This window comes from bacterium, assembly GCA_009926305.1.
In the GTDB taxonomy this organism is placed as follows: Bacteria; Bdellovibrionota_C; UBA2361; order UBA2361; family RFPC01; genus RFPC01.
In genome coordinates this window covers 1-10,531 of the sequence record RFPC01000080.1, presented here as the reverse complement: position 1 = coordinate 10,531, position 10,531 = coordinate 1, and the positions used below count along the sequence as shown (strand labels likewise).

Here is a 10,531-nt window from a genome sequence, read left to right as displayed (position 1 = left end):
GCTTTTGCTCTTAAGTAGTAGCGACTATGATGATAACGCGGATGGAAGCGTTGAGCTGTATCGCGTCAAGTTTAGCCCTCCACAGGACCCTCTGTCTCTTCAAATTGGGGTATCCAGTGCCGACATGCTCACAGTACAACTCCCTTCATATCAGCACATGCTTGATGGATTAGGTGGTTTTATCCTCTCAAATACCGACTCATCTCGTGGCGCAATCGAATCAGCGGAAAGAAATCTTCAGACACTACACTCTTCAAGAGCAGAGTTGGCTGCATCTTTGTCAAGGCTTGAGGTGGCGATGTCGATGACGGAAGCGTTAGCTCTCGGTTATAGAGAGGCATCAGATAGAATCAGAAGTGTGGATGTTGCTCAGGAAACGGCGAATGTAGTGCGTGATCAGATTTTACAGCGCTCAATAGGCTCTGTTGTTTCACAGATAAAGATTAATGCAAATCTTGTATTAGAACTGCTCGCACCATGATGAAATATGGTATTTCCCTACTTTGTTCTTTGTGACTCGGGACAGATGCCCGAGCCTTCTTGCTTTTATTCGACCAAGCAAAATTGGATAGGGAGCCAAGCTTTGTGCTTCTGCTAACTCGATAATTAAACTATGAACTACTTCGGCTTTGTTCTGTCCTGTTAAGAAATCTGATACAAAAACTCATAGATTCATTCCTCAGATAACTCCAAAAAATTCCTAGTTTATGTAACATCATGGGTTCTAGAAGCCATAATAAAGTAAAGTTCCTTGAGTGATATTCAGAAGTTGAGGGGGGGCTCAGGAAGATATATTTAAGGCGGCCCAATGATGGTTCAAAGGTTCTCTACTGGTTTTCTATTCGTAATGTTTAATATTCTAACATTTTCTCTTCTTGTAAGAGTTTCCTCAGTTTCCGCGTTCCCGCAAGAGCAACAATTCTCGAATCAAAGAGTTGATTTGGCGCATACTCCTCTTACTCCGGACAACAATCTGCTCATTTTTCGTCCTTTTGGAACTCTTGTTGAAGATGCTTTTGCAATCATACAGTTGCCGGAAGAAGAAGTGCTTCATGGCGGAACGGTCACCTTGAATTTCAGGGAGCTCTTCGGAGCAGTTCTCGAGCCGGAGCACATGGGGCAGTCTAGACAGGATGCACACCCTCTGGGTGCAAGAGAGCTACCACAATACTTATTATCAAAAGCAGACAGTGAGAAAGGATCGTTTTGTGAGGCAAAAGGGTATGGTTTGCGTGGGGCTGACAAGTACAGTGAGGGAGAAGTCTATTTCCAGGGAGATATGCCTATCGTTTTCGAATCGGGTAAGAGGATTGAGACACAGGTTTATATCGGTCTATTAAATTCTAGTTCGAGTGATTCGATTCCTTCCCCAAAATGCATAGAGTCCGATCGGCTGGAAGAGAGCGCATCTGATTCATCTCGCATTTCGCGCTCGGATGAAACGGAGTGGTGCATCTCGTGGTTCTCTACGCAATGTCAGCGGGAAAGAACCTCTCGTGGCGAAACGGAATGTAATCAAGGGGCTCGGTGCACAGTCTCATACTCCCGATTATTGAGTTGGGCGCTTGCTAGTCCTAGCAATATCGTAGCAAACTGCGCTCAATTTGGTGCCACCGCCCTGCTCGCACGATGTTTAGAGGAATATGGGATCGGTTGGGGTGGATATTGTAGCGAAGTATATTTCCTCGGATTTATCCCTGCTGGATGTCAGTGTGTTCTTACTTAAAGGTGCTTTTTCTAACGATTATGCGAACGTTTTGATACTAGTTACCAAAACGAATTAAATGAGAGCCATTTGATAGAAGAAACTGCCAAACGTCTTCAAGTATATTACTACATGTTCTTGCCGCCTCTTGGTTTTCTTGGCTTACCTCGATTTCTGCCTGTTGCCCGCCGGAGCGCTCTGGAAGACTGTTATCACTAAGGTTGCCGTTTGGAGTAGCGCAGCTTGTAAGAGAAAGGAGGCAGGCAGCAGCAGTAGTTTGTAATTTATTCATAATACCTTTTTGCAATGAGAATCACGCGTCTCTTCGTATCACACTATCACTGCCGAAAAGCCTACTCAAATAGTAAATAAGGGCTCAGAGCTTTCTAACTCTTAAAGGCTATTAGAGTTTTAAGACTCTTTGCTTGAAGACTTTGTGGGATTTGTCTCGTAAAGTTTGCCTTTAAAGAGACAGAAACAGTGAGGGTGGATATTGTCTTGCCCACCCTTGGAAGCAAAGGAGGAGGCTATCTGCTCATGGTATGGAGCCCACAGAATAGAGACTAGTGAAAGTATTTATGCCATATTGAGGGGTGTTCATCCCATAACAAGTGGAGTGGGTTTAGCCAGCGAATGAATAGAAGGGTATAAATGGCTGATTTTGAAGGAAAAGGGGAGAAGCTTGCAGCAGCATCGCTTGCTCTTGCTGGCGCTTTATTGAGTGGGGAAGCGCCTGCGGCAGAAGGCCATGCAACTGAGCCTGTGCCGATTACCCATGCGCATACTCCGAACCTCGCAGAAGCAGGGCTTCCAAAGTTTACTTTATCAGAAGATTTCTTAGACGTGAGAGCTGAGCCAGAACTCTACACGGTGAAGCCTGGTGATAGCCTTTCAAGGATTGCTAAGACTCTGCTACATGATGCAAAAGCATGGGAGCTTCTAGCACAGATAAATAAGATAAAAGACCCGAATCGCATTCAGGTTGGACAAGAACTCCTTCTTCCTTCCGAACAACAGCTCTCTGTATGGAAAGGAGAACAGGGTCCAGTAAAAGAAAAGCAGCTCATTACCTATCAGGTAAAAAGCGGAGATACGCTTTCTGAAATAGCAGAGGAGCTGCTCGGGAGTGCTAAAAAGTGGAGAGTGCTCGCTGATTTTAATGGGCTCAAAGAGCCGTATATTATACATCCAGGAGACAAGCTGAAGGTCCCTCGGACTAAAAAAGGGGAGACGATACAGCAGTATCCCCGTCAAGAGAGGAGTCCGAAAGCATCGGAAGGAGTTGAAAAATCGCTTGCGGAAAAGGTGGAGCAGTATAGGCCATTCTTAGTCCATGGCCGGGGAAGGGCCTACCGAGAGAGTCAGATAAAAAGCCATTCACATTACCGAGAAGAGATCTCATCAGATATTAACCAGATGTGCGGACGATCTCGAATCTGGGGCGATGCCTCGCTGGAAACCCAGGCTACAGTAGTGAGTCAGATGATTGACCATCTGGAACAAGAGGGATTTTCAAAGAGTGAGATCTGTTACGCGATAGCGCTTTGTCGAGTTGAGTCGGGTTTTAATCCGGACGCGGCTGCTGGAACCACGAGTGCTTCTGGGATTGGTCAATTTATTGATAGCACTCGAGCAGAGCTTTGTAGTAGAGCGGGAATTCAAAATACTAATCCATTCTGTATGACAGTAAACCTTCACTGTCTATCCGAGTCTCTCAAGGAGTCATTTCGATTTGCCCGTGCGCGGGTGAAAGCAGGAGATGATGAGGCGCTCTACCGCATGGCTTATGCCTATCATCATGATGGCCCAACTCTTCAATACGGCGGTGCACGTATCGCGGATAGAGATGTGCTCCCGCGTATGGCAATCATTCGCACGGCACTCAGTACCGATGAATCTAGTCCGACGGGACAATAAGAATCACGATTCCTAGAGAGTCTATCGGGCGCTCTCGTGGTCACTACAGCGCTGCACGGTTGTACCGCAACGAAGCGCGACAATAGCGCCAAGCAGTAGGCTTAGTGTATTGATTATAATGTCACGCATGTCGCCGACTCGGTAAGGGAGTAGCGCTTGTATTCCCTCATCCAGAATTCCTACTACGAGCCCAAGCGCGAGCCATTTCCCTGTAGACAGAGCAGAGTGTGTGCCAAGCAAAAAACCGAGAAAGCCAAAAAGAAGCACGTGTACTCGCTCTTCAGGAAGCTCAAGCATAAAACAAGAGATCATGCCGAGCAGTATGAATCCAACCCCCTCTAAATATTTATCTCTTCGAATGAATCGAATGCTATGTCTTATGCATATAAGGCTAAGCAGTGCTATGAGACCTAAGAAAAGGCGCCATCCTCCGATAGCTTGGATGGCGTTATAGAGCTGTCGTCCAAGCAGGGAGTTAAGAAAAATAATGGCAATCCACCACGCACTCAAATGTACCGTCTTAATCTTCATGCGTCCTTTTCTGTTGAAACGGTAATGTCATCAGGAGAAAGCGTGAATGAGACTCTACCACTTTCATACGTTACGAAATAAGTGCTGCCAATGTCGCGTAATTTTTTAAGAGTTTTGTTATGAGGATACCCGTTTACATTGTCCTTATTCACACTAATAACGGCAAAACGAGGTGAAGCCGTTCTCAGAAATTCTAGAGAAGAAGAATCAAGCGCCCCGTGGTGACCGACTTGGAGGATGTCAGCCTTGAGATTTTCCGCAGACTGCACGAGAAACTTCTCCGTTGCGTGATTGCCATCGGCCATAAATAGCGCTGTGTGTCCGTAAGCTGTGAGTCTCATGATCAGCGAGTTAGAATTCCAGTCAGAGATAAGTGCTTGTGGGGAGAGGACCGTAAGTCGAGAAGAATGCCCCCGAAAAATATCTCCACGTTTCAGTGCATTGTAATTCGGAGATTCACGAACAGCCTCTTTATACCAACGTAGTTCAGGTGTATCGAAGGTCAGAAGCTCGCCGTTGTCAAAAATGCTCGTGGGAGTCAGAAACTCAATAACACTATGTGCACCGCCTATATGGTCAGGGTGAGGATGAGTGAGAATCAGCTTGTCGATCCTTTGAATCCCCATATTTTGAAGTTTACTGACAATCTGAGAAGTAGGGTTTCCAGTGTCAATTAAAATATTTCCCAAGTCATTACTCTCAACAAGAGTTGCTGAGCCCTCTCCAATATTTAAAAAGTGAATATGAATCTCGCGTGATGAATCTTGACGGGACAGCGAAGAACATCCAGCGAGAATGAAAAACAGTAAAGAGAGAAATGGGCAAAGCAGATTTTTCAACACCTGTTCCTTAGAAGATTACGTGGGATATTCTACTGAACCATCGAAAGATGAAAAGAGCAAAGAGGACTTTATCGTTCCAGCCGTTTGAGCAGTTCTCCAATAATAAGAACTGGTATCATCGTACTTATAAGAAATAGCCAATCAAACAGACGGAGTGAGGTGGTATGAAGCATCTCTTGTAGTAGAGGGGTATAAACTGCAAAGCCTTGAAGTGATAAAGATCCGATCCATGCCCACAAGAGCCATTTATTTGAACCGAGAGGGATGGAAAAAAGCGAACTTCGTGAAGAGCGAAAATTAAAGACATTTGCTTTTTCCAAAAGCACCATTCCTGTGAAAGCTGCGGTATTAGCGAGAATGGGATCCGCATCTGGAAAGAAACGTTGATAGAGATAGAAGATAAAAAGAGTGGCAATGCCGATATAGCCACCAAGAAAGAGAAGAGTATTCAGGGAGTCTCTTCCAAGGATAGGCATCTCCTGTTTGCGAGGAGGCTCTTCCATGATTCCTTTTTCCGCTGGTTCAAGCCCAAGCGCAACAGCGGTCATTCCATCCGTAATAAGATTCATCCAAAGGATCTGAACAGGAAGCAGGATGAGAGGACCGCCGATGATGATGTTTATGAAAATTGCGAGAATCTCTCCAACATTTGATGAGAGGAGATAGAGCACAAATTTTTGGATGTTGTCATATTGCCTGCGCCCCTCTTCGATCGCACCGATAATAGAGGAAAAGTTGTCATCAGTGAGGATAATGTCCGAGGCTCCGCGTGCTACATCGGTTCCACGCCGTCCCATCGCGACACCGACATCGGCTCTTTTCAGTGCAGGTGCATCATTAACACCATCTCCGGTCATGGCTACTACGTGTCCAGCATGTTGCAGCAGGGTAACGAGTCGTAGTTTATGCTCGGGAGTTGTTCTGGCAAAAAGAGGTGTTCCATGAAGGTGGTTTCGGAGTTCATCATCAGATAAACGGTCTAAAGCTCCTCCATCCAAGATGGCTGTAATATCAAGACCCACTTGTTTTGAAATAGCTTTAGCGGTTTCAGCAGCATCTCCTGTGATGAGAATAATCTGTATCCCCGCTCTCTGTGCTTTTTTTATCGCCGCCGGAACTTCATTTCTCGGGGGATCTTGCATTCCAATGATTCCAAGAAAGCAGAGCTCATTCTCAATATTCTTTTCATCAAGAGGTATGTCTGAGCTTACTTCTCTCTCTGCAAGAGCCAGAAGTCGAAGTCCCTGAGACGCAAGGTTCGTGTATTGCTCTACGATGTGAGCTTTATCTTTCCATGTTAAAGTTCTTTGATGTCCTTTTTGAAGGATTTGTGTGCAACGGCGAAGTATTACTTCTGGTGCTCCTTTTACGAACGCATGAGTACCTGATGAGCCATGCTCCAGAACCGTCATCCGTTTTCTCTCTGAGCTGAATGAAAACTCGGAGAGGTGGGAGATATCTTCCCGAAGGGAAATATCTGCTTTTAGCCCAGCAACAAAAAGAGCAGCCTCAGTAGGTTCTCCCAGTGCCTCCCAAAGTCCTTGCTCATTCCTCCTAATCGTCGCTCGATTGCATCTCATGGCGGTATATAAAAGGCGAGTAAGATGCTCATGTTCAATTGAGGAGATGCTCTCACCAGATTGCTTACAGATATCTCCGTGTGGGGCATATCCTCTTCCAGTGATCCGATACTCTTGTCCAATTCCCAGCAAGATATGGGTTGCAGTCATCTCGTTACGGGTAATAGTTCCCGTTTTATCGGTGCAGATAACGCTCGTAGCGCCTAGTGTCTCGGCTGCTTGAAGCTTTCTCACGATTGCTTTTTTCTTCACCATTGCCGTAAGGCCGAGTGCAAGGGTGATAGTAACTACAGCGGGTAGTCCTTCAGGAACAACTGCCACTGAGATGGCGATTGCCGCCATAATCATTTGAAGAAGTGGCTTTCCAGTAAGCCAGCCAGTGAGTGCTATGGTAAATGCCACGATGAAAGCCAGAGCTGCGAGTTTTTGAGCGAGTCGAGCAAGAGAGAGTTGCAGAGGAGTTTTCTCTTCCTCGAGTGAGCTTGTAAGAGTTGCAATTTGTCCGAAGTGAGTTTTCATTCCCGTATGGACCACGAGCCCTATCCCGTGACCATTCGTAATGACACTTCCCATCCACACACAGGAAGAGAGCTCTGCAAGAGGCGTATCCTTGGTATTGGGATCTGGAGCCTTGGCAACTGAGTCAACCTCTCCTGTAACGAGTGACTGATCGGCTCGAAGATTAGTGGCTTCCAGTATTCTCAGGTCTGCAGGGACACTATCACCTGCTTCGAGGAGTACAATATCTCCAGGAACGAGTTGGCGAGTTTCAATATTGACGACTTCGCCCGCACGACGGACTTGGCAGTGTCGGGTTACCATCTGTTTGAGTGCATCAAGTGCCTTTTCAGCTTTCCATTCCTGAAGAAATCCGAGTACTCCGTTGATGAAGATGATTACACCAATTGCTAGGGAGTCCGTAATATCACCGATGAGAAAAGAAAGAACAGCAGCAACGGAGAGGATGAAAATGAGGAGGTCTTGAAATTGTCTGATGAGTGTTCTTGTCCAACGGCGATTGTCCCTCTGCATGAGAGCATTGAAGCCGTGAATGTTAAGACGTTCGTCAGCTGCTTCTTGTGTGAGTCCTATTTCAAGGGTGCTGTTAAGCTGCTCTAGACACCATTGAGGACTTTGACTCGCACACTTCGTAATGAGTGAATCGTTTGCCATAGTAGTTGCGTGAGGGAGGATTCGGGAATTCTGAAGGCTGGATGAGTAAAACCGTATGATGCCTCGCAGGATAGCCAGGCTGAGGAAGAGCTAGGTGGCGTCACATCTGGTTACAGAGATGAGGAATTCAGATTAGACATTGCGAACAGGAGGGGAGTCAGTTACACCATGATACATGTCTCTATCACTCGGTTCTGCCATAGTCATCACGCTTAATCTCATTCTCGCTGCATACTTTTTCTATACGCTTGTTGCGATATTCAAAGGGGGAGCACCAATCCCATCTCGGTTTTCAACTGTGAAATCGATAATGAGACTGGCAGATATTAAGCCTGGAGATGTGGTTTATGATCTTGGCTCTGGCGATGGAAGAATTCTTTTTGCAGCGCACAAGCTCGGGGGAGACGAATGTCGTTACCGTTTATTTAGTTCCCCACTTAATGGAGCGACTCAAAAACAAGGTAAAGTCCGAGGCGCAACCTGGTACTCGCATCATCTGTGCGGTATACCCATTTCCGGATTGGGAGCCAGTAGAACAAGATGGCTTGGCTTATCTCTATATTGTCTAGTCTAACTGTGGTGCTTTGTCTCTGTGCTGCTTTGTCTCTGTGCTGCTTTGTCTCTGTGCTGCTCCGTCTCTGTGGTGAAGAGGTCTTGAGCTTGCATCGCTTCCGAGGAGCAAGTCTGCTGACCTCAACTCGTTTTCTGATTAGCCCGTTAGTGGGACCTTCAGCACTTCTTTTCTAAGCCAGCAAGTATATTGCACCTCATTTACGAGATTTTCATAGAGCGTTGATGGCTGTCTGGTGTCGGCAGAAATTGCCGAAAATAACGTCAAAATGACTAAGAAGAGGACAATATTACTGTTAGGATTTTGACGGAAAATGGAAGGCTCAGTCTTTCTACACTCTCTAATATGCTTTCTATTCGAGGAAAGCTTCAAAAATTTCAAATTTTATCACTTTTTTAAAATTTGGCAGGCTTTTCGCAACTCGTGTTTGTGATTCGCAGTTTTTACCCGGTTTGCCAGTGGTTTTAAGGAGGAGTAGATGTCTTCAGTGAAAACAGATAATCAGCTCATCAAGGAGTTTCGAAAGGGAGATATGGGGTCATATGAGGAGCTTATCTCGAGGTATAGTGATAAGGCATATAGTCTCGCAGCCCGGATGTGTCGTAATTCGGAAGACGCCGAAGAGGTCCTACAAGATGTTTTTACGACAGTATTTAGAAAGCTCAAAGACTTTGAAGGAAAATCGAGCTTTTCAAGCTGGTTATACAGAATCACTGTAAATGCTTCATTGATGAAGTTAAGAAAGAATCGTCAGAACCGTTCAATTTTATTAGAGGATGCGCTTCCTGGAGAAGACCATACCCTCCTTTTAAAGACTCCTGATAGTGAGAGGAGTGATGAGGTGGCCCTTCGTCGGGAGGTAACGGTCATTCTTGAAGATGCTATCGATAAACTTCCAGATGACTATCGACCGGTCTTTATCCTTCGAGATGTTGATGGACTGACAAGTAAAGAAGTTGGGAATATTTTAGGAATCTCAATTCCAGCAGTTAAGTCGCGGCTACATCGATCACGTTTGATGTTACGCCGAAAGCTCAATCAATTCTATGAGGAATATAGCTCAGGTGAGCAGGTAAAATCTGCGGGGAATCTCTAGGCAGCGGCCATCGGCCTCCATTTGTCCGCAGATAGTGCTCTTGAAGAGTTCACTTTCTTTCTAAAAATCGTTATACCTTCTCTTCTGAAGGAAGAGCACGGCTTCAGCGTGCGCATATTCAAGAAAGGGAGAGGGGGTCGCTATGGGTGAGACTGCAGCAAGGGAAGACGTATCATTTCTTGGTTCATTTCAGGGTCCTGAAAGTGTTCGCGATGATCTGCTTGAGACCTTTCCGTTTCATTCTCCGACACAAAAAATAGTGACTGAGACAAAAGAGTTTTCAGCGGTGTGTCCATTTAGCGGATTACCAGACTATGCTTCTTTGAAGATCACCTACTATCCGACGGGAGGGCGGTGTGTCGAACTAAAGTCTCTAAAATACTACGTTACATCATTTCGAAATGTAGGTGTGTACCAAGAAGAGGCAACAGCTCTTATTCGCAAGCATCTAGAAGCAGTGCTAGAGTGTGCTGTAGAAGTTGAAACCGTTTATAATACGCGTGGCGGTTTTGATACCATCTGTACTGAAGGAAGCCTTTCTTCTCCTAGCGGAACAACATCTCTATAAGATTCATTATGCGGATACTCGATCCCAAAAAAGCCTTGGTTGTCCTCTCTGGTGGGCAGGACTCAACAACGTGTCTCTTTTGGGCGCTCAGAGAGTTTTCGTTGGTAAAAAGTATTACTTTTGATTATGGACAGCGGCATCGGATAGAGCTTGAGAGCGCAGCAGCTGTGGCAAAAGAAGCTGGTATTGCAAACCGCTGCATTCAACTGAGTGGTTTGAGTGAGTTAGGAGGCTCAGCCCTTATCGGGGAGGAGGAGATTAGTGGTGAAATCCTTGGAGATGGCCTACCAAATTCCTTTGTCCCAGGGAGGAACTTAATTTTTCTTTCATACGCAGCTGCGTATGCCTATCAAGAGGATATGAAACATATCGTGCTTGGTGCCTGTGAGACGGACTTTAGTGGTTATCCAGATTGCCGAGCGGATACTCTCGGGCGTGCAATTGAGGCACTTTCTCTGGGAATGGAGGCTGACTTTGAGATCCATACTCCCCTAATGTCACTCACGAAAGCTGAATCTGTCCTACTTGCCAAAGAGGTCGGGGCTTTC

The 10,531-nt window shown here is 45.8% G+C and carries 11 protein-coding genes; 7 read left to right on the top strand and 4 right to left on the bottom strand.

Features of this window, described 5'->3' with window-relative positions:
• Positions 1 to 4: 4 nt before the first annotated feature.
• Together EBR25_10905 and EBR25_10900 are read left to right on the top strand one after the other, a co-directional pair.
• Complete coding sequence (locus EBR25_10905) at positions 5 to 481, top strand: hypothetical protein (GenBank protein ID NBW41492.1); 477 nt, start codon at positions 5 to 7, stop codon at positions 479 to 481.
• A 327-nt stretch (positions 482 to 808) separates the two neighbouring features.
• Complete coding sequence (locus EBR25_10900) at positions 809 to 1,726, top strand: hypothetical protein (protein ID NBW41491.1); 918 nt, start codon at positions 809 to 811, stop codon at positions 1,724 to 1,726.
• Positions 1,727 to 1,763: 37 nt separating this feature from the next.
• Here EBR25_10900 and EBR25_10895 read toward each other — a convergent pair whose 3' ends face one another.
• Positions 1,764 to 1,997, bottom strand: a complete 234-nt coding sequence (locus EBR25_10895; protein ID NBW41490.1) for a hypothetical protein — start codon at positions 1,995 to 1,997, stop codon at positions 1,764 to 1,766.
• Between the two features lie 359 nt (positions 1,998 to 2,356).
• Here EBR25_10895 and EBR25_10890 point away from each other — a divergent pair, with 359 nt between their 5' ends.
• On the top strand, positions 2,357 to 3,622 hold the full coding sequence (locus tag EBR25_10890) for a LysM peptidoglycan-binding domain-containing protein (GenBank protein ID NBW41489.1): 1,266 nt from the start codon (positions 2,357 to 2,359) through the stop codon (positions 3,620 to 3,622).
• 21 nt (positions 3,623 to 3,643) lie between these two features.
• On the opposite strand, the gene EBR25_10885 is transcribed toward EBR25_10890, so the two are convergent.
• From EBR25_10885 to EBR25_10875, 3 genes are all read right to left on the bottom strand, one after another.
• Complete coding sequence (locus tag EBR25_10885) at positions 3,644 to 4,153, bottom strand: VanZ family protein (GenBank protein ID NBW41488.1); 510 nt, start codon at positions 4,151 to 4,153, stop codon at positions 3,644 to 3,646.
• Entirely contained in the window at positions 4,150 to 4,995 is an 846-nt protein-coding gene (locus EBR25_10880; GenBank protein ID NBW41487.1) for an MBL fold metallo-hydrolase, read from the bottom strand. Before EBR25_10880 ends, EBR25_10885 begins: the two co-directional genes overlap by 4 nt.
• 68 nt (positions 4,996 to 5,063) lie before the next feature.
• Positions 5,064 to 7,748, bottom strand: a complete 2,685-nt coding sequence (locus EBR25_10875) for a cation-transporting P-type ATPase (protein NBW41486.1) — start codon at positions 7,746 to 7,748, stop codon at positions 5,064 to 5,066.
• 175 nt (positions 7,749 to 7,923) lie between these two features.
• Between EBR25_10875 and EBR25_10870 the strand changes: the two genes are divergently transcribed.
• The 4 genes from EBR25_10870 to queC form a co-directional block, all read left to right on the top strand.
• Positions 7,924 to 8,322 carry a hypothetical protein gene (locus EBR25_10870; GenBank protein ID NBW41485.1) on the top strand — a complete coding sequence of 133 codons (399 nt, stop codon included), beginning with the start codon at positions 7,924 to 7,926 and terminating at the stop codon, positions 8,320 to 8,322.
• Positions 8,323 to 8,797: 475 nt separating this feature from the next.
• The gene (locus EBR25_10865; protein ID NBW41484.1) at positions 8,798 to 9,415 is read left to right on the top strand and encodes a sigma-70 family RNA polymerase sigma factor; all 618 of its coding nucleotides are present in this window, start codon (positions 8,798 to 8,800) and stop codon (positions 9,413 to 9,415) included.
• Between the two features lie 142 nt (positions 9,416 to 9,557).
• Positions 9,558 to 9,983 (top strand): preQ(1) synthase, encoded by a 426-nt coding sequence (gene queF / locus EBR25_10860; protein ID NBW41483.1) that lies wholly within the window; start codon positions 9,558 to 9,560, stop codon positions 9,981 to 9,983.
• An 8-nt stretch (positions 9,984 to 9,991) separates the two neighbouring features.
• A partial coding sequence (gene queC / locus EBR25_10855) for a 7-cyano-7-deazaguanine synthase QueC (GenBank protein NBW41482.1) occupies positions 9,992 to 10,531 on the top strand: 540 nt, incomplete at its 3' end.

Coding starts and splice junctions, on each gene's coding strand:
- EBR25_10890 (NBW41489.1), top strand. CDS start 2,357: ATGGCTGATTTTGAAGGAAAAGGGGAGAAGCTTGCAGCAGCATCGCTT.
- queF (NBW41483.1), top strand. CDS start 9,558: ATGGGTGAGACTGCAGCAAGGGAAGACGTATCATTTCTTGGTTCATTT.
- EBR25_10870 (NBW41485.1), top strand. CDS start 7,924: ATGTCTCTATCACTCGGTTCTGCCATAGTCATCACGCTTAATCTCATT.
- EBR25_10875 (NBW41486.1), bottom strand. CDS start 7,748: ATGGCAAACGATTCACTCATTACGAAGTGTGCGAGTCAAAGTCCTCAA.
- EBR25_10900 (NBW41491.1), top strand. CDS start 809: ATGATGGTTCAAAGGTTCTCTACTGGTTTTCTATTCGTAATGTTTAAT.
- EBR25_10895 (NBW41490.1), bottom strand. CDS start 1,997: ATGAATAAATTACAAACTACTGCTGCTGCCTGCCTCCTTTCTCTTACA.
- EBR25_10885 (NBW41488.1), bottom strand. CDS start 4,153: ATGAAGATTAAGACGGTACATTTGAGTGCGTGGTGGATTGCCATTATT.
- EBR25_10865 (NBW41484.1), top strand. CDS start 8,798: ATGTCTTCAGTGAAAACAGATAATCAGCTCATCAAGGAGTTTCGAAAG.